Annotated in this window: 18 protein-coding genes; 5 read left to right on the forward strand and 13 right to left on the reverse strand. The window is 65.0% G+C overall.

What is annotated here, in order from left to right; genetic code table 11:
- Nucleotides 1-12: 12 nt before the first annotated feature.
- The 5 genes from CHU93_RS07550 to CHU93_RS07570 all read right to left on the reverse strand — a co-directional run bounded on the left by CHU93_RS07550 (nucleotide 13) and on the right by CHU93_RS07570 (nucleotide 4,948).
- On the reverse strand, nucleotides 13-624 hold the full coding sequence (locus tag CHU93_RS07550) for a redoxin family protein (RefSeq protein ID WP_094473487.1): 612 nt from the start codon (nucleotides 622-624) through the stop codon (nucleotides 13-15).
- Nucleotides 621-1,148: a MauE/DoxX family redox-associated membrane protein gene (locus tag CHU93_RS07555; RefSeq protein WP_094473488.1), complete on the reverse strand. Its 528-nt coding sequence runs from the start codon at nucleotides 1,146-1,148 to the stop codon at nucleotides 621-623. Before CHU93_RS07555 ends, CHU93_RS07550 begins: the two co-directional genes overlap by 4 nt.
- 3 nt (nucleotides 1,149-1,151) lie before the next feature.
- A complete protein-coding gene (locus CHU93_RS07560) occupies nucleotides 1,152-2,297 on the reverse strand; it encodes an amine dehydrogenase large subunit (RefSeq protein WP_094473489.1) in 1,146 nt (381 codons plus the stop codon).
- Between the two features lie 6 nt (nucleotides 2,298-2,303).
- A complete protein-coding gene (locus tag CHU93_RS07565) occupies nucleotides 2,304-2,678 on the reverse strand; it encodes a c-type cytochrome (RefSeq protein ID WP_165768650.1) in 375 nt (124 codons plus the stop codon).
- 80 nt (nucleotides 2,679-2,758) lie between these two features.
- Nucleotides 2,759-4,948, reverse strand: coding sequence for a TonB-dependent receptor (locus CHU93_RS07570; RefSeq protein ID WP_094473491.1), 2,190 nt, complete (start codon nucleotides 4,946-4,948; stop codon nucleotides 2,759-2,761).
- 73 nt (nucleotides 4,949-5,021) lie between these two features.
- On the opposite strand from CHU93_RS07570, the gene CHU93_RS07575 reads away from it, so the two are divergent.
- Both CHU93_RS07575 and CHU93_RS07580 read left to right on the forward strand, forming a co-directional pair.
- The gene (locus CHU93_RS07575) at nucleotides 5,022-5,747 is read left to right on the forward strand and encodes a TetR/AcrR family transcriptional regulator (protein WP_243375397.1); all 726 of its coding nucleotides are present in this window, start codon (nucleotides 5,022-5,024) and stop codon (nucleotides 5,745-5,747) included.
- A 132-nt stretch (nucleotides 5,748-5,879) separates the two neighbouring features.
- Nucleotides 5,880-6,488: a TetR/AcrR family transcriptional regulator gene (locus tag CHU93_RS07580; RefSeq protein WP_094473492.1), complete on the forward strand. Its 609-nt coding sequence runs from the start codon at nucleotides 5,880-5,882 to the stop codon at nucleotides 6,486-6,488.
- A 17-nt stretch (nucleotides 6,489-6,505) separates the two neighbouring features.
- Here CHU93_RS07580 and CHU93_RS07585 read toward each other — a convergent pair whose 3' ends face one another.
- The 7 genes from CHU93_RS07585 to paaI all read right to left on the reverse strand — a co-directional run bounded on the left by CHU93_RS07585 (nucleotide 6,506) and on the right by paaI (nucleotide 11,849).
- Nucleotides 6,506-7,582, reverse strand: coding sequence for a 2Fe-2S iron-sulfur cluster-binding protein (locus CHU93_RS07585; protein WP_094473493.1), 1,077 nt, complete (start codon nucleotides 7,580-7,582; stop codon nucleotides 6,506-6,508).
- Between the two features lie 8 nt (nucleotides 7,583-7,590).
- Nucleotides 7,591-8,064 (reverse strand): 1,2-phenylacetyl-CoA epoxidase subunit PaaD, encoded by a 474-nt coding sequence (gene paaD / locus CHU93_RS07590; protein WP_094473503.1) that lies wholly within the window; start codon nucleotides 8,062-8,064, stop codon nucleotides 7,591-7,593.
- A gap of 12 nt (nucleotides 8,065-8,076) precedes the next feature.
- On the reverse strand, nucleotides 8,077-8,829 hold the full coding sequence (paaC, locus tag CHU93_RS07595; protein WP_094473494.1) for a 1,2-phenylacetyl-CoA epoxidase subunit PaaC: 753 nt from the start codon (nucleotides 8,827-8,829) through the stop codon (nucleotides 8,077-8,079).
- Between the two features lie 8 nt (nucleotides 8,830-8,837).
- On the reverse strand, nucleotides 8,838-9,119 hold the full coding sequence (gene paaB / locus CHU93_RS07600; RefSeq protein WP_094473495.1) for a 1,2-phenylacetyl-CoA epoxidase subunit PaaB: 282 nt from the start codon (nucleotides 9,117-9,119) through the stop codon (nucleotides 8,838-8,840).
- Nucleotides 9,120-9,134: 15 nt separating this feature from the next.
- The gene (gene paaA / locus CHU93_RS07605; protein ID WP_094473496.1) at nucleotides 9,135-10,121 is read right to left on the reverse strand and encodes a 1,2-phenylacetyl-CoA epoxidase subunit PaaA; all 987 of its coding nucleotides are present in this window, start codon (nucleotides 10,119-10,121) and stop codon (nucleotides 9,135-9,137) included.
- A 72-nt stretch (nucleotides 10,122-10,193) separates the two neighbouring features.
- On the reverse strand, nucleotides 10,194-11,393 hold the full coding sequence (pcaF, locus tag CHU93_RS07610) for a 3-oxoadipyl-CoA thiolase (protein WP_094473497.1): 1,200 nt from the start codon (nucleotides 11,391-11,393) through the stop codon (nucleotides 10,194-10,196).
- 3 nt (nucleotides 11,394-11,396) lie between these two features.
- Nucleotides 11,397-11,849, reverse strand: coding sequence for a hydroxyphenylacetyl-CoA thioesterase PaaI (gene paaI, locus CHU93_RS07615; RefSeq protein ID WP_094473498.1), 453 nt, complete (start codon nucleotides 11,847-11,849; stop codon nucleotides 11,397-11,399).
- 123 nt (nucleotides 11,850-11,972) lie between these two features.
- Here paaI and paaG point away from each other — a divergent pair, with 123 nt between their 5' ends.
- The 3 genes from paaG (at nucleotide 11,973) to CHU93_RS07630 (ending at nucleotide 16,847) form a co-directional block, all read left to right on the forward strand.
- Nucleotides 11,973-12,764 carry a 2-(1,2-epoxy-1,2-dihydrophenyl)acetyl-CoA isomerase PaaG gene (paaG, locus tag CHU93_RS07620; protein ID WP_094473499.1) on the forward strand — a complete coding sequence of 264 codons (792 nt, stop codon included), beginning with the start codon at nucleotides 11,973-11,975 and terminating at the stop codon, nucleotides 12,762-12,764.
- Nucleotides 12,765-12,795: 31 nt separating this feature from the next.
- Nucleotides 12,796-14,820, forward strand: a complete 2,025-nt coding sequence (gene paaZ, locus CHU93_RS07625) for a phenylacetic acid degradation bifunctional protein PaaZ (protein WP_094473504.1) — start codon at nucleotides 12,796-12,798, stop codon at nucleotides 14,818-14,820.
- A 68-nt stretch (nucleotides 14,821-14,888) separates the two neighbouring features.
- The gene (locus CHU93_RS07630; RefSeq protein ID WP_133064350.1) at nucleotides 14,889-16,847 is read left to right on the forward strand and encodes a CehA/McbA family metallohydrolase; all 1,959 of its coding nucleotides are present in this window, start codon (nucleotides 14,889-14,891) and stop codon (nucleotides 16,845-16,847) included.
- Between the two features lie 797 nt (nucleotides 16,848-17,644).
- Here the strand turns inward: CHU93_RS07630 and CHU93_RS07635 are convergent.
- Nucleotides 17,645-18,287, reverse strand: a 643-nt coding sequence (locus CHU93_RS07635) for a hypothetical protein (protein WP_207759251.1), incomplete at its 5' end; no start/stop codon positions are given.

An 18,287-nucleotide genomic window follows, 5' to 3' on the forward strand; every position in this document is an offset into this window, starting at 1 on the left:
CTCCGGCACTCGTCAGGCGTCGACACTGATGGGCTGCGGGCGGGCAAGGAACTCCTGCAGGGAGGCAACGCCCAGGTCCTGGGCGGTCAGGAGGCTTTCGAGGTGCTCGCGGTTGTTGATGAGGCCCGAGGCGGCCAACCGGCCGTCCGCGTCGATGAGAGCGGCATGCGGCAGCTTTGAGACCCCGTAGGCCATGCCAAGTTCGCTCGACAGCACCAGCGGAAACTCGAACAGCTTCTGCTCCTCGATCATGCGCCGCTGGGCGGGCTCGTCGCCGTCGCTGGCCAGGACGACGGTCAACCTGTCCGCCTCGTCGTTGGCCACGCGCTTGATGACCGGGATCAGCGTCTTGCAGACGGGACACGTCGGCGAGAGGAAGAACAGCAGGGTCGAGCGGCGCCCACCCGGCATACCGATGCTGACGCTTTGCCCATCGAGCGCGGGCAGCGTGAAGCGGGGCGCGCTCTGACCGACCTTGGGCCCGCCCGGCAAGACCAGCGCACCGACTGGTCCGAGCCGTTCGTGCAGCATGCCAACCTGGCGGAAGAGGGCCACGATGGCCAGGGACAGGGCCACGATAATGACCCATTGCAGGACAACGGCAATCAGCAAGGCATCGATCATGAGCGCGCGTCCTTTGCGGGCAAGGCCATGGCGACCTCGAGGGCTGCGTAGATGAGCGCGCCGCACAAAAGGCATCCGGCAACGCTGAGATAGTCAATCCAGACCAGGGGTCGAGCCTGCGCCGACTGGGTCGCAGCCACGAGGGCAACACCGGCCAGCGCCATGTTGCGCACGACCATGGCCGGCTTCAGTTGCGGGCGCCCCCGGGCAAATCCCAGGCAACCGCAGTCGATGAAGCGGTTGCCTCGCCACATGTTGAGGCCAATCGCGCCGGCGTAGAGCAGCAACAGGGCAGCAGCGCCATAAAGACCGACGGGCGACAACGCTGCCGCCAGCGCCGCGCCGATCTCGAGGCCGACAAGGAGGGCGGCAATGACTGTGCTGGCGCGTTCGGGCGCGAGCCGATAGGCGGCGATCACGCCGGTGATCCGCGGCCAACCGACCACCTTGTGCCAGGCTGCCGTTGCGAACAGCAGCGCGGCGCCGAACCGGACGGACAGTAGCAGGGTGGGGTCGAGCGCCATGGCCTATTGCCCAACCGGTGCCGGCTGGATGTACGTCAGCGTTTGACCCAGCTGGTCAATGGACCGGAGCTTTTGGCCGTTCAACGCGTCGTACACGTGCAGGGACGGGACGCCGAACTGGGCGGCGTAGAGCAGCGGCTTGGCGTCTTCACTCACAGCGATGGAGGTAGCCGGACTGGCAAGGTCGATCTGCCGGATCTTCTTGCGCGTGCGGACATCAAACACCCACACCTGTTGACCCGGGTCCTTGCGGGTCTCCCGACCACCCTGGTGCATGACCGCGTACAAGGTGCCAGTCGCGGCGTGATAGGCACTGGGCTGCAGACCTCCGAGGCGCCAGCCATCGGGCTTGGGGCCAACGAGCGACCATTTTTCCACTACCTTGGGCTGGTCGCCCGAGCCGTCCACGACGATGACATCGCTGTCGAACGTGAAGAACATCCAGCGGCTTTCGCTGATGCGCACGGCGCGTTCCGTCGCCGGATTGTCCAGGTCCCACAGGGGCTTCGACACGCCGCCAAGGGTCACGCGGCCATCCGCGGTCAGATTGGCCAACTGCATGGACCCGTCGCCACACTGCATCATGAACCGGCGCGGTCCGACCGGGTAGATGAGCGCACAGCCCGGGGTCTCGAACTCGCCGACCAGGGCCTTGCGTTCGAGGTCTGCGACCGTGACCGACTGTTCGGGCGTGAAATTGTAGATGATCATGAACCGACCATCATCGGTCAGGTTCGATGTGCCCACGAAGGGCAACCCGCTGTACTTCTTAGGCGGCAGGATGATCTCGGAGCCGGGCTCGAGGTTCTTGGTCGCGTAGAAGGTGAGCACGTCGGTGCGCTCGCCGCGCGTGCCGCGCGAATAGTAGGTGCCCGGCACCACGAACCGGTCACCGCGGCGATCGATGCCAAGTTTGAGGTGACTGTAGCCACCGCTGACCATGCCCATGAAGCGCCCGGTATCGGCATCGATAAGGTAGGCGCGGCCATCGGACATGTTGAAGAACGCAACGTCGTTGACCCACACCCAATGGGGCGGAAGCTTCTCCGGCAGGCTTTCCACGACCAACTCTTCGGGCACGAGTTGCGCCGTTGCAGACCCCGCCAGGAGCAAGGCGGCAACCAGGGTGAGCGGGCGAAGGCCAGGCATGATTGGCTACCTTTGGTCGGTTGAGTGTGTCTTGGACGCGAGAAAGGCGATGACCTGGGCCCGGTCGGCCGCCGCGGTCAGACCCGGAAAGGCCATGCGATTACCGGGCACCACGCGTTGCGGTGCCGCCAGGAACGCGTCGAGCTTGGCGGCATCCCACCGGATCTGGGACTTGGCCATTGCCGGGGAATAGGGGAAGCCCGCAAGGCTGGCGGCGTCGCGGCCCACCACTCCCGCGAGGTTTGGCCCCAGACCTGCCCGCTTGGCAAGGTCGACGGAATGACAGATCTGGCACTTGCCAGCGAACAACCGCGCGCCAGCTTCTATGTCCTGAGCGTTGGCCCCACTGGCGTTTAATGCAAGGAAGACGATCGACAACATGCCGGACCATGGCCTTGCCAGATGCAGGGGCCGGAACGAGGTCCGCGGCCCTCCCCCTCGGTGCGAGGCCGACCGGCTCATCACTGGAACCTGTAGGAGACGCTGGCGCCCAGCCAACGCGGCCGCGCGAACGCTTGGTTGGATAGGCCAAGCGGCCCTGACAGGTCGAGATTGTAGATGCGATAGCGGCGATCAAGGATGTTGTTGGCGAAGACGGCCAACTCGATGCCGCTGGTCAGTCGATACTCAATCCGGGCATTGCCGACGACCCGGGCCCGCTCCCGGTCAATTGGCGCGTTGAAGGTCGAGAAGAACTGGGCGCTGTCGTACTTCCAGTCGGTTTGCAGCGCGAGGCGGCCGGGGCCGGCGTCGAACTCATAGCGGCCCATCCAGCCAATGCTGACATCAGGCGCCTGCGGCAACACGCGGTCCGCGACACGTCCGCCAGGCAGCACGATGCCCCTCACCTTGGTGTCGAGGACGGTCCCGAAGACCTGCAGGGTCAGGCCACGCAGGGGACGCGTGACCAGTTCAAACTCGGCACCGGTGACCTCGGCCGGGTTGTTCGTGATGAACTGGGACAGCGCGATGATCGAGAAGGCCTGGTAGCTGTCGTAATCATAATGGAAGACGGACGCGTTGAGGTTCGTCGTGCGATCGAACAGGGTCAGCTTCGCGCCCATCTCGTAGCTGGTAAGGACCTCGCTGCGGAACGGCAAGGTCGCCGGGTTGATCGGCGTGAAGGCCTGGGTCCCAAAGCCACCGCTCTTGGTGCCCCGGTTGACGCCGCCGTAGATCAACACGTCGCGATTGGGCTTGTAGTGCAGCTCAAGCCGCCCGGACCAATCACGGAACGTCTGCCGCGCAAGGTCAGGGTTCGTGCCCTTGTTGAACGCAAAATCCGGCACGAGGTCTGTCTGGTGGAAGAAGTCGTAGGTCTTGACGTCGTTCGAGTAGCGCCCGCCAATCACCCCGGACAGCGTGTCCGTCAACTTGTATTCAAACTGGCCGAAGATCGACCAGTTGTCCGTGCTGAGCCGGCCGCCGTAGTCTTGCCGTGGAAGGATCTGTAACGGCGAGGTGATCAGGTAGGCGTTGTCGCTCCGGATGGAGAGATAATAGGCGCCGGCCAGCCAGTTGAAGCGATCAGCCTGCTGGGCAAGTCGGAGCTCCTGGGAAAACTGGTTCAGGTTCTGGCTGGTGTCGAAATTGAAGATGCCGTTGGGGGACATGTCGGTATCTTCGCCATAGCGCTTGTCGAGGCTCTGGTAGTCGGTGATCGAGGTCAGCTCGATGTCACCGAAACGATGGACATAGCGCGCGGACACACTGGCCACGGTGCGGTCAAAGCTGCCGATCCGGTCGTAGGAGCCCGTGAAGGGATCATCGTCCGGCTCGACAAAACCAAACGGGTCGGCGCCCGGCCCCGTGCCATAGAAATCCTCGGTCCGCCCGAGCGCCACGCCCAGCCCATCCGCGTTGGGGCGTGCGGCGACATGCGAATAGAGGCCGCCGCTGCGCTCCTGGTCATTGCGCAAATACTGGGCCTTGAGTGTCAGCTCGCCGTCGTCGCCGACGTCAAAGGCCAATTGCCCCCTAAACCCGTAGAATTTCGAATTCCCGAGGTCGGCGCCGATACGGTTGTCGATGTAGCCGCCATGGTGATTGGTGGTGAAGGACAGGCGCCCCCGCACCCGCTCGCCCAGCGGCCCGCTGATGGCCCCCTCGGTGGCGACCTGGCCATAGCTGCCAACGGTCACGGTCATGAAACCCTCAAGCTCGCGAGTCGGCTTCGCCGAGACGATCTGGATCAGGCCGCCCGTGGCGTTACGGCCAAACAGCGTGCCCTGCGGGCCGCGCAGGACCTCGACCCGCTGCAGGTCAAAGGTCTGGCCACTGATCGCGCCCAACGCCGAGACATAGACTTCGTCGGCATAGAAGGCGATCGGGGCCTCCTGGCTGTCCGCGAAGTCGTTCTGGCTGACGCCGCGCAGGTTGAAGATCGTGATCGTGGGACTGTACTGGTTGACCTGGAGCGAGGGCACCTGGCCCGCCAGCGCCGTCACGTCCTGGCGACCGATCGAGGCCAGCGCGTTTGCGCCCAGCGCCGTCACCGAAGCCGCGACGTCCTGCAGGCCCTGCGCCCGCTTTTGCGCGGTGACAACGATTTCCGCCGCATCCTCGTCCGCGCCCTGCGCTGGCGGCGAAGCCTGGGCAAATGCGGGAACGGAGACCGTCGACAAAGCCAGCGCGGCAAGACCCAGTCGCATTCGATCCCCTCCCCATAAGTCGAATTTTTTCGAGTTTAGTTTAGGTGGAGAATTTTTGAGTTGTCAAGCGCGAATGAAGTGGCGAAAGAGCAAGGACAGACAGGGCAGCTGGATTGTGAACCGGCGGATGAAGACAGAGCTTGCCACCGCAGTGTCGCTCGAACCGACAGACAAGCCGTCGGGGCGATCCATGCAGGCACGGGGACGTGCCCGTCGGGCGGAACTCCTGTCGGCCGCGCGCCGCATGCTGGATCACGGCAGCCTCGACAAGATCAGCATGTCGGCCGTCGCTGAAGCGGCCGGCATTCCGCTGTCATCGGCCTACCATTTCTTTGGCGACATCTCCGACTTGTGGAAGGAACTGGCCCGCACGATCGCCAGCCAGCAGGCCTCCGAGGACCTTGACCTGCCGCGCGTGTCGAGCTGGCAGGAGCTGATCAAGGCGTCCCTTGTTCACCACCAGACCGCCTTCAACAGCGACCCCGCAGCCCGCAAGCTCATGCTCGGGCCGCACACCCCAGCCGATATCAAGAACGCCGCCTGCAAGGAGGACTATCGGTTCGGGACGGCGCTCTGGATCGCGGTCCGCTCGCAATTCAACCTGCCGGAACTGGCGGACTCGCGGGTACTGTTCTTCAAGGCGCTGCTGATCGCGGACGTCTTTTTCTCGCTGTCGGTCTCGGAGCATGATCGCGTGACCGACGAGGCGCTGAGCGAGGCTGTCCTCGCGGTCACGTCCTACTTGAGCGTCTATCTCCCCAACCAGTTGGCCCAGATCAGTCGCGACAGCGACGGCTGAGCTCTTCAACGGCACAGGCCGGACGCGCAAAGATGGTGCAGGCGTGTACCGGACGGACGCTGACCCTTGACGCACGTCGGCAAGGCCCTAGTCGGGAATGGCAATCCAGCGAATTTCCGGGAATGCCGATCGATGGCACGAACGCAAGCGGCCGATTACGAAGAGCGCAAGGAGGCGATCCTCGACCACGCAGCCCGGCTGTTCGCCACGCAGGGCTTTCTCGGCACCTCGATCATGGACATCGCGCGCGCGTGCGGCGCCTCGAAGTCGCTGCTGTATCATTACTTCCCGTCGAAGGAAGACGTGCTGTACGGCGTGATGAACTCGCACATCGACGTGCTGTTGCACGATATCGAGCAGGTCGCCCAAAGCCGCCAGGAACCGGCTGACGCGCTGCACAGCCTCCTGGAGTTGTTCATGCGGGATTACGCGGGAGCTGCGTCCCGCCAGAAGGTCCTGCTCAACGAGATGCGCAACCTGCCGGAGGACAAGCGCACCGAAATCGTGGGCAAGCAGCGCCAGATCGTGGCGGCCGTCCAGGCCCTCCTGGCCGCGGCCATGCCGGCCACGACCGACGACCCGGTGCGCATGCGCGCGCGCACCATGCTGCTCTTTGGCATGATCAACTGGACCAGCAACTGGTTCAGGCCGGGCGGGCCGCTGTCCTCGTCCGATATTGCGGACATGGCCTTTGAACTGGCCCTCGGCGGCCAGGGCACCCGCCCGCCCCGCGGGGCCTGAGCGACAGGGCGCCGGTTTCAACCGTCGAAGTCGATCTCGACGTCGTCGGTCACCGGGATGGCCTGGCAGGTCAGCACGTAGCCGTCGGCAATGTCGGCATCGCTGAGGCCGAAGCGGCGAACCATCTCCACCTTGCCGCTGACCACGCGTCCCCGGCAGGTGGCGCACACACCGGCCTTGCACGAGAACGGGGCCGGCAAGCCGGCGGCACGGGCGTTGTCGAGAATGGAGCCCAGCGCCGGGTCAAAGGTGAGCGTGCGCCGACGGCCATCAATGCGCACGCGGATCGGCTTGCCGGCGGCCTGCCGCTCGAGGCGGGAAACCGCCTCCTTCTGCTCGGAGCTCAATTCGCTGGCGGTGAAGCGCTCGGTGAGGATGCGATCCGGCCCCATCCCGGCCTTCACCAGGCCGGTTTCGACCGCCGCCATCATGTCCTCGGGACCACAGATGAACGCCCGGTCGATTGCCTCGGCCGGCAGCAGACGGTCAAGGATCTGCTCGACCTTGGCCGCATCAATGCGGCCATTCAGGATTTCGAGGTCGTCCTCTTCCCGCGACAGGAAATGATGCACCTGGAGCCGGTCGAGATACAGGTTCTTGAGCTGGGCGATCTCCTCGCGGAAGATGATGTTGTTGGTGTCGCGGTTGCCATAGAACAGCGCAAAATGGCTGCCCGGTTCCGTTGCTAGCCCCGTCTTGAGCAGCGACAGGATCGGCGTGATCCCCGAACCACTGGCAAACATCGCGTACTGGGCCTGGCGCGCCGGATCGAACGACCAGGTAAACGCGCCGGTTGGCGGCATCACGTCCAGCGTGGCGCCCGAGACCAGGTTGTCGTTGGCCCAGTTCGAGAAGCGCCCGCCAGGCACACGCTTGATGGCGATGCACAGGCCTTCATCGGACGGCACCGAGCAGATCGAGTAGCTGCGGCGAACATCCTCTCCAGCGATTTGCGCGCGGACAGTCACATGCTGGCCGGGGTGGAACCGGTAGGCGTCGGCCAGGGGGGCCGGCACCGCCAGGCGCACCGCGATCGCCTCGGGGGTCTCGTGCCAGACGCTGGCGATGGCAAGCCGATGAAATCCGGTCGACATGAGGGCTCCTAATGGCATTTGAACCGATCGAACGGTTCGTGACAGGCAAGGCAGCGCCACAACGCCTTGCAGGGCGTCGATCCAAAGCGGGACACCTCGGCCGTCTGTCGCGAGCCGCACCGCGGGCAGGCGACCTCAGGACTGGCCGGCTCGGGCGGCGCAATCCCGTACCGCCGGAGCTTTTCCCGGCCGTCCTCGGTAATCATGTCGGTCGACCAGGCGGGTGACAACACGATGCGCAGATCCACGTGACCAAGCCCGCCCTGGTCGAGCGCGTCCCGCGTGGCTTGCTTGATGACCGCCGTGGCCGGGCACCCGGTGTAGGTGGGCGTCAGGGAAACCCAGCTGCCGTTCGCATCGTGCCCGATGTCACGGACGATCCCCAGGTCCACGATCGAGACGACCGGGATCTCGGGGTCGGGCACCCGCGCGAGGACCTCGGCAATCTGCTGGCTGAGGTCCCGCGGCGCCATGTCTGCCATGCCCGCCACCGGCTACCACGTTGCTTCAGGGTGCGCGCGGGGCAGCACCTGCATGGTTGCCAGCAAGGACGACAGATGCTCGCTGTGCTTGCCAAGACGTCCACCCACGATGGGCCAAACCGGCTTGGGCTCGGCCAGACCGGCCCGGGCCAGTCCGGCATTCAGGGTCTCGTCAAAGGCAGGGCGCAGCTGTGCACGCAATGGCCACAGTCCGCTCTCAGCGCCGCTCTTCCAGGCCTCGCTGTCAAAAAACAGGTCGTCGACGAAGCGCCAATGCCAATCGTAGGCCTCTGCGACCCGGCGGTGGCTTTCCTCGGTCCCCTGGCCCAGCCGCTCAAGCCAGTCGGTGGCGTACTCCAAGTGGTAGCGCAGTTCCTTAATGGACTTGGCCGCAATCTCGGCCAAGCGGGCGTCGGGCGACGAGGTCAGGGCCTCGAAGAGCGGATTGGCGTAGGCGGCAAACAGGAAATGCCGCATGACCGTGCGCGCGAAATCCCCGTTGGGTTGCTCGACGAGCATGCTGTTGCGAAAGGCTTCCGCATCGCGGTGAAAGGCGAGTCGGTCGGCATCACGGCCTTGCCCCTCGCGTTCGCCCGCATAATCCAAGAGCAAGGTCGCCTGGCCGATCAGGTCGAGTGCGAGATTGGAGAGGCTGAGGTCGACCTCGATGGTCGGCGCGTGGCCGCACCATTCGCACAGGCGCTGCCCCAGGACGAGGCTGTCGTCGGCAACTTCCAGCAGGGCCTCGATGTGGTTGGGCTGCATGGCCGACCTCACATGTGGTTCACGGCTTCGGGAAGCTCGTAAAAGGTGGGATGGCGGTAGATCTTGCTGGCCGCCGGTTCGAAGAGCGCTTCACCCTTGGCCGGATCGGAGGCCACGATGTCGGCTGATCGCACCACCCAGATGCTGACGCCTTCCATGCGCCGTGTGTAGGTGTCGCGCGCGTGGCGCAACGCCATGTCCGCGTCCGGCGCGTGGACCGACCCGGCATGCCGGTGATCCAGCCCACCCCGTGCGCGCACGAAGACTTCCCAAAGCGGCCAGTCCTTCATGTGCCTGCCCTCCCCTCAAGCGGCCTTGCGGGACGCGCGCTTGGCCTCAAACGCCGCGGCGGCATCGCGAACCCACGCTCCGTTGTCCCAAGCCGCCCGCCGCGCGTCCATCCGTTCGCGCGCCACCGGGCCTTCGCCACGAACCACGGCGTAGAATTCGTCCCAGTTGATGGAACCAAAGTCGTAGTGACCGCGCTCCTCGTTCCAGCGCAGGTCCGGGTCCGGCACCGTCAGGCCCAGCAGTTCTGCCTGGGGCACGGTCGCATCAACGAACTTCTGGCGGAGTTCATCGTTGGTCTCGCGCTTGATCCGCCAGCGCATGGACTGCGCGCTGTTGGGCGAATTGTCATCGGGCGGACCGAACATCATCAGGGCCGGCCACCACCAGCGGTTGAGCGCGTCCTGCGCCATCGCGCGCTGCGCGGGCGTGCCGTTCACCATCGTGAGCAGCAGGTCGTAGCCCTGGCGCTGGTGGAAGCTCTCTTCCTTGCAGATCCGCACCATGGCCCGCGCATAGGGGCCATAGGACGTGCGCTGGAGCGGCACCTGGTTCATGATCGCCGCGCCATCCACCAGCCAGCCGATGGCACCGATATCCGCCCAGTTCAGCGTCGGATAGTTGAAGATCGTGGAGTATTTCGCGCGGCCGGCATGGAGCGCTTCGATCATCTCCTCGCGGCTCGTCCCCAGCGTCTCGGCCGCACAATAGAGATAGAGCCCATGACCGCCCTCGTCCTGGATCTTGGCCAGGAGGATGGCCTTCCGCTTCAGGCTCGGGGCCCGCGTCAACCAGTTGGCCTCGGGGAGCATGCCCACGATCTCGCTGTGCGCATGCTGGGAAATCTGCCGCACAAGCGTGCGCCGGTACGCCTCCGGCATCCAGTCGTTCGGCTCGATATACTCGTCCGCCGCCACGCGCGCCTCGAAGGCCGCGAGGCGCTCGGGATCCTCGATCGTCACCAGCGCCGGTGCCGGCTGCTTCTCAAGCTCGGTCGTATACATGGTCTGAGTCTCTCCCCGATGATCCCGAAATAGTTTTAATCGACCGGTCGGTCAATTAATTTTCCGGCGCGCTCAAACGCGCTCGATCGCCACGGCTATCCCCTGCCCGACGCCAATGCACATCGTGCACAGGGCACGGCGACCACCGCTGTTCAGAAGCTCCTGCGCCGCGGCCATGACCAGGCGCGCGCCTGACATGCCGAGCGGGTGACCGAGGGCGATGGCGCCACCGTTCGGGTTCACGTGCGCACTGTTGTCCGCGAGCCCGAGTTGCCGCAGCACCGCAAGACCCTGAGCCGCGAAGGCCTCGTTGAGTTCAACGACGTCCATGTAGCCAATGCCAAGGCCAAGTCGTTCCAGCAGCTTCAGGCTGGCTGGCGCCGGGCCGATTCCCATGATGCGCGGCGCCACGCCGGCGACCGCGCAGCCCAGGACTCGGGCACGGGGCACCAGGCCATGGCGCTCGACGGCCCGCTTGCTGGCCACGATGATGGCGGCTGCGCCATCGTTGACACCGCTGGCGTTGCCGGCGGTGACCGTGCCCTGGGGCTTCACGATCGGCCGCAGTCGCGCCAGTGCATCCAGCGAGGTCTCGCGCGGGTGCTCGTCCTGGTCCACCGTCACGGTCTCGCCCTTGCGGCCCGGGATGGAGACCGGAACAATCTCCTGGGCAAAGCGGCCCTTCGCCTGGGCGGCCGCGGCCCGACGCTGGCTTTCCATCGCAAAGGCGTCCTGGTCGGCGCGGCTGACACCGAACTCCTCGGCCACGTTCTCGGCCGTCTCCGGCATGGAATCGATACCGTAGCTTGCCTTGAGGCGGTCATTGACGAAGCGCCAGCCGATCGTCGTGTCATAGACCGCCGTTGTCCGCGAAAAAGCCGCATCGGCCTTTGGCATGACGAACGGCGCCCGGGTCATCGACTCGACACCCCCCGCGATAATCAGGTCCGCCTCCCCGGCCTTGATGGCCCGGGCTGCCATGGCCACGGCGTCCATGCCCGACCCGCACAGGCGGTTGATCGTGGTGCCCGGGGCCGACTCGCCAAACCCGGACAGCAGAGCCGCCATGCGGGCAACGTTCCGGTTGTCCTCACCCGCCTGGTTCGCACAGCCAAGGAGGACATCGTCGACAGCGCTGACGAGGCCGGGATTGCGTGCCACAAGCGCCGCGAGCGGGACAGCCGCCAATTCGTCGGCACGAACGCTGGCCAGGGCACCGCCATACCGACCGATCGGCGTGCGGGCAGCGTCACAGAGAAAGGCATCAAGCATCGGTTACGGCTCCGGTTGCGATGGTTGCGACAGATCGATGATGGCGCCGCCAATGGTCCGGGATTGCCCCTGGAGCTGGGCGATGACACGGCCATCCCCCTCGACGGTGACCTGGACGGTGTAGACGCCGGTGCGGCCACTCACGGCCTCCTCGCGGGCCTCGGCCACCAGCGTTTCGCCAACGCCGGCCGGGGCGAGGTAGACGACAGACGCGGCCTGGGCGACGCTGACGGTGTTGCGACTGTTGCAGGCATAGGCGAACGCCGTGTCGGCGAGCGAAAAGAGCATGCCGCCGTGCACGCTGCCGTGCCCGTTGGCCATGTCGGGCCGCACCATCATGGCGAGCCGCGCATAGCCTTCCCGCACCTCGCGGATCTGCAAGTCCCACGCCGGGCCCGTGCCCTCGCGCGCGAACATCGCATGGGCAACGCGCCTGGCGATCTCGTCCTTGTCCATGGCGGCCCTGTCCCTTGCCGGCACCACTGCCTCGCCTCCCGTCTACCGCGACTTTTCCCTCTTGCCAATATTTGACCGACCGGGCAGTTAATTTATAAGCACGACAAAAGTGGGGAGGTCACGATGGGCTATGAGACCATCATTCTGAACATCGAGCATGGCGTCGGGAGCGTCACGCTCAATCGTCCCGACCGGCTGAACAGTTTCACCGTGCAGATGCACAAGGAGCTTGCCGACGCCCTCGACCGCATTGAGGCCGATTCGGCGGTGCGTTCGGTATTGCTGACTGGCGCTGGCCGTGGCTTCTGCGCCGGGCAGGACCTTGCCGACCGCGCCGTGGCGCCGGGACAGGAGGCCGTCGACCTCGGCCATTCGGTAGAGACCTATTATTCGCCCCTGATCCGCCGGCTGGCGACCATGGATCGCCCGGTGGTGTGCGCCGTCAATGGCGTTGCCGCCGGCGCCGGGGCGAACATCGCGTTCGCCTGCGACGTGGTGATCGCCGCCCGCAGCGCCAAGTTCATCCAGTCCTTCGCCAACATCGGTCTCATCCCAGACTCGGGCGGCACCTGGGTGTTGCCACGGCTGGCCGGGCAGGCACGCGCGCTTGGGCTCGCGCTCACCGGCGAACCCTTGCCAGCCGAACGCGCCGAACAGTGGGGCATGATCTGGAAATGCGTCGACGATGCCGAACTGATCGGCGAAGTGCAGGCCCTCGCCCGGCGTTTTGCCGAAGGCCCGACCCGCGGCCTGGTGGCGACCAAGCAGTCCCTGCGCACGTCGTTTGGCCGGACCCTCGACGAGTCACTCGCGCTCGAACGCGACCTGATGCGCGAACTGGGCCGGAGCGATGATTATCGCGAAGGCGTGGCGGCCTTCACCGAGAAGCGCCGTCCCAATTTCACCGGCAAGTGACCCAAAACCCCAAGGCTCGATGGAGGCCGCGATGACCAAGAGATTGCTCAACTACGCGAAGGACGCATGGGTGGCGGGGGCTGGCGCCGCCGTTCCCGTGGTCTCGGCGATCAGCGGCGAAACCGTCGCTGTTGTGGGCAGTGACGGCCTCGATTTTGCGGGCATGCTCGAACACGCCCGGACGGTGGGTGGACCGGCCCTGCGCGCCATGAACTTCCACGAGCGCGGCGGGATGCTGAAGGCCCTCGCCCAGGCCATCATGAACCGCAAGGAGGAGCTGTACGAACTGTCGGCCCAGACGGGCGCGACCCGCAATGACGGCTGGATCGACATCGAAGGCGGTGCCGGCACCTTCTTCACCATGGCCTCCAAGGCCCGCCGGGAACTTCCGGCCGACGTGGTCATTGTCGATGGCGAACACGAGGTGCTCGGCAAGACGGGCAGTTTCATCGGCCAGCACGTCTACACGTCGCTTCAGGGCTGCGCAGTCCAGATCAACGCCTTCAATTTCCCGGTCTGGGGCATGCTCGAGAAGCTCGGGCCTGCCCTGCTGGCGGGCATGCCAGCCATCGTGAAGCCGGCTACAGCCACAGCCCAGGTCGCCGAGCAGGCCGTTCGCATCATGATCGAGGCCGGCGTGCTGCCCAAGGGCGCCTTGCAGCTGGTTGTGGGTTCGCTAGGCGACACCCTCGATCATCTGACCTGCCAGGACGTGGTGTCTTTCACCGGCTCGGCGGCAACGGCCATCAAGCTGCAATCCCATCCCGTCATGGCACGGGAGTCCGTCCGCTTCGTGGCCGAACGGGACTCGATCAACGCCTGCGTCCTTGGGCCCGACGCGACACCGGACGCCCCGGAATTCGACCTCTTCGTGAAGGAGGTCGTGCGGGAAATGACCGTCAAGGCGGGCCAGAAATGCACCGCCATCCGGCGCGCGTTCGTCCCAAGGGCGCTGATGGACGCCGCCCAGCAGGCACTGGCGGCCCGCCTGTCGAAGGTCGTCGTGGGTGACCCCGCGCAGGACGGCGTGACGATGGGCGCCCTCGTCAGCCTATCGCAGCGCGCCGATGTGCGCGACGCGGCGCGCGCCCTGGCCGGCGAATGCACGCTTGCCTGGGGCAGCATCGACACGGTGGAGGCCAAGGGCGACGCAGACCGCGGCGCCTTCCAGTCCCCGCTCCTGTTCCGCAATGACCAGCCGTGGCAGGCGCAGCATGTGCATGACGTGGAGGCCTTTGGCCCCGTCTGCACGCTGATGCCCTATGCCGATGTCGAGGACGCCATTGCGCTGTGCAATCGCGGCAAGGGTTCGCTGGCCCTGTCCGTGTTCACCTACCAGCCGGAAACGGTGCGCGCGTTCGTGTTGGGCAGTGGCGCCTTGCACGGGCGCATGGTGTTCGTTGATCGGGACAGCGCCAAGGAGTCGACCGGTCATGGGTCCCCCTTGCCGATGCTTATCCACGGCGGTCCCGGCCGTGCCGGTGGCGGCGAGGAAATGGGCGGCGTGCGGGGAGTGAAGCATTACATGCAACGCTCGGCCCTGCAGGCCCATCCGCGGATGATTGGCCACGTCATTGGCCAGTGGCTGCCGGGCGTTCCCCAGCCCTCGGGCGAGGCCCATCCGTTCCGCAAGCGGTTCGGTGAACTGGACTTGGGGTACACGCTCCACACTGCCGCGCGCACCATCACGCTCGCCGATGTTGAGCACTTCGCCGAGTTCACCGGTGACAATTTCTACGCGCACATGGACGAAGTGGCCGCGGCGGCAAGCCCGATCTTTGGAGGCCGGGTGGCGCACGGCTATCTCATCCTGTCCTTTGCGGCCGGCCTGTTCGTTGACCCGGCGCCGGGCCCGGTGCTGGCCAACTTCGGCCTCGAGCACCTGCGCTTCATCAAGCCGGTCAAGCCCGGCGACAGCATCAAGGTTGCGCTCACGGCCAAAGCGAAATCGCTCCGGACTGCCGACATGGGCGAAGTCCGCTGGGCCGTGGCCGTGACCAACCAGGACGATGAACTGGTCGCCGCCTACGACCTGCTCACGATGAACGCGGTGTAGGCGGGGCCCAAGACGCCGGGAACCGCCGGCAGCTTGCAGGATAGCGGGACATTACTCGTAGGGCGTGCATGGCTCGGACACTGTTCAAGATGGCGATCATAGGCACGCTGGTGTCCACGACGGTGCTGGCGCACCCGAACCACGAGTTGAGCCATGTGCGCCTGACCACGGCCCAGTGGGCGGCCGCGATCCAGAGCGAGAACGAGGACTCGATGAACGAGCTCCTCGCGCCCGATTTCATGGGCATGGGCGATGACCGCCAAAACTACATTGCCACCATGGGGAAGTTTCCCATCACCAAGGTGGTCTGGCGCTACTCGGAGTACAAGATCAAGGATGGGATGGCCGAGGTTGGGCCAATTGTCATCTACCCGACACGCCAGATCAAGAATCCCGTCGCCGTGAAACTGAAGATGCGGCTGATCGGCGAAGACTGGAAGATCTTCGCGATTGAACCCGGCGGCGAGGTCCCGGCAGAGCTGCTGCCAAAAAACCACCCGCTGCAGAGCGTGTTGAAGGAGACGTCCTTCTCCCTGCGGGACAAGGACACGGGCGAAGCCGTTGCGGCCCGGGTGCACATCGAGGATGCCAATGGCGTCTACTGGCCCCCACAGTTTCACATGAACGTGATCCCGCGCGGGTGGCGGGAAGACATCGGCGGCGACGTGATCATTGGCGGCAAGACCTTCGCCTATGTGCAGTCGGACTTCGTCGCCGGGCTCCCCGCCGGCCGCTACACGATGGAGGTGGCCCGGGGGCTGGAGTACAACCCCATGAAGCTCAGTTTCGAGGTTGGCGAGAGTGGACCCGCAAAGTTGGCCGTTGATCTCTCGCGCTGGACGGACATGAAGAAGCAAGGCTGGTACTCGGGCGACAGCCATGTCCACTTCCTTGATCCGCAGACAGCCCTGCTCGAAGCCCAGGGCGAGGATCTCAATGTCATCAACGTGCTCGCCTCGTCCGGTGGCGACCTCATCACCAGCGTGAACCACTTCACGGGCGCCCCGAGCGTGCATTCCACCGGCCAAAACATCGTCTACATCGCGGAAGAGACCCGGCACGACTATCTCGGGCACACGACCCTGCTCGACATCAAGAAACTGATTTACCCGATGGGCTGGGGTGAGCCGACCACGGGGGTGCCCGGCGGCTATGACAGCCCGGCCATGGCTGACCAGGCGGACAAGGCGCACGCCAACGGCGCCCTAGTCGTCTGGGCGCACTTTCCGGATCCCGGCGGCGAGATCCCGATCGATTTCACGCTGGGCAAGATCGATGGCGCGGAGGTGGCCGTCTTTGGAAACCCGTTCGTCACAACCCGCGCCACGGGCCCAGGCCCCATGGTGACATGGTACCGGCTGCTGAACACCGGCTCCAAGGTTCCCGGCCTCGGCGCCACCGACAAGATGTGGAACACCCAGAAGGTCGGCGGCGTGCGCACCTATGCAAAGGTGGACGGCCCCTTCAGTTACGCGTCATGGATCAAGGCTGTGCGCGACGGCCGGACATTTGTGACGTCAGGCCCCATGATCAGTCTTGACGTGGATGGCCATGCGATCGGCGACACGGTTGCGCTGGCCAAGCGCGGGCAATTGCCGTTCACCGCCAAGGTGCACTTCAACCAGCCCGTCGAACGGCTCGAAATCATCGTGAACGGCAAGGTCGTCGCGTCCAGGCTCAACAGCGAGGGCAAGACCGCGATGGAGATCACCGGCAAGGCCGACTTCCAGGCAAGCTCCTGGATTGCGGCCCGGGCGATTTCGGACACGCGTCTCCCAATACAGGGCGAATACAACGGGCCTGACGGTGTGCCTGTGTTTGCCCACACCAGTCCGATCTATGTGGACATTGCGGGCAAGCCGCGCACCTCTCGGGAAGACGCGGCCCATCTGCGCGATTGGTGTGGACGCACCGTGGAATGGGCCAGGACCAAGGCCAAGTACCCGAGCGCCGCCGAGCGGGAACGGATCGTGGGGCTCTATGCACAGGCCTGCGCGAACTACGCCGCACAGGCCGAGGGCAAGTAAACCGCTTTCGCGGGGAGCCAAACGCCAGGAGGTGTTCGACCGCCATGCGTGGGATGTGCATTGGGAGGAGTTCGCGCTGAAAAGGGACGGCACGCGCCCGAGGACGCCGAGGGTCTGGGCTGCTTTTTTCTCGATATGAAGATATCGGGTCCCGCAAACTGCGAAGCCAGTCCCGAAATCGATCGACACGATCCCGCAATCGGCATGTGCCGTCGCGATCTACGGTCCTGACGTCTCGAAATACCGATGTTTCGTTCCGCTTTGCGGGTTTTGCATCCCGCTATCGGCGGATTCCGTCCCACAAAGAGCGGGATCAAAGCGGAATCGGGGGTTGGGCGAGGTGGAAACGGGGCAAAACAGGGGGAAATTGCCTGTTTGAGGCAGGGGAGTTCCCTGTTCTGCGTGCGGGAATTCCCTGTTTTTACAGCAGGGTATTGGTGCCCTCCGACGTTTCCATGGAGCACTAATCGACAGAAAACATTGCGTTTCTCGACGCGGAACGACTGCGCCAGAGACGATGAAGCGCCCGGGAAAATCATCAATTACAGGGAATATCAGGGAGAGAGCTCTGTGGTTCGGACTGCGTCGCGCACCACGCAGTCCATGGGTGAACCCGAGAGTGGGGCCCCGACTGCGCCCGCTCCAGAATTACCCGGGATTACCGTGGCTTTGCGGCGTCGCGCCGCTTGGCTTGTAGTCAGAGACCGCTCTCTCGGCCCGTAATTTCGGTCAAGAATGAGCCGGAATCTCTCCTTGAAGGTTCCCGGCTTCACCTCAGTTCGGCGGGTTCGCGGCGGCTAGACCGCGAGACCAAATTCCCGCTCTTGTTCGTCCCAAGCAAGGGGAATCGGCGCCGACAACAACACTCGGCGAGTCAGCGTCTTGGGCTGAGTGCCTGATGCAATCGCCTCGACGATCTTGGGGCTGATCCACGAGAGGCGGAGCAGCCTGGTCAAGTGGGTTCGGCACCGGCCTTCTCGCTTGCCCAGTTGGTTGAGGCTGAGTTCGGGCGATTGCAGCACCAGGCGCTGCACCTGCATCGCTTCGGCCATCAGTGCGACAAGGTCGGCATCATATCGGTCGTCATTGCGCTTGGCTTCGATTCTGAGTTTCGCCTCGCAGTGGGGCCTACAAGCAGTGGGATGCGGGATGGCGTGAGACCAACTTGCCTGCGCATCGTTCCCCAGTGCCGCTGGCTGAAGCTCCACTTGCATGTCCTGTTTACCCACGTGGATGGCCATGACGAAGCTTCGCAAAGCATCTTGTAGGCGCTCCGGCCGCGAAAGATCTTGCGCCAGCCACCGTCCCCGCTCGAACAGGCTATGCAGGGTCTCCCCTTCGGTGGCGCCCGACATTCGACGCAGCAGATGCTCGTCGTTGAGAAGGGCGACAAGCTCGTTTGTGAGTGCTGGACGTAATCTCCCCATAAGCGCTGGATGA

The sequence above is a fragment of the Sandarakinorhabdus cyanobacteriorum genome (genome assembly GCF_002251755.1).
GTDB classification, from domain to species: domain Bacteria; phylum Pseudomonadota; class Alphaproteobacteria; order Sphingomonadales; family Sphingomonadaceae; genus Sandarakinorhabdus; species Sandarakinorhabdus cyanobacteriorum.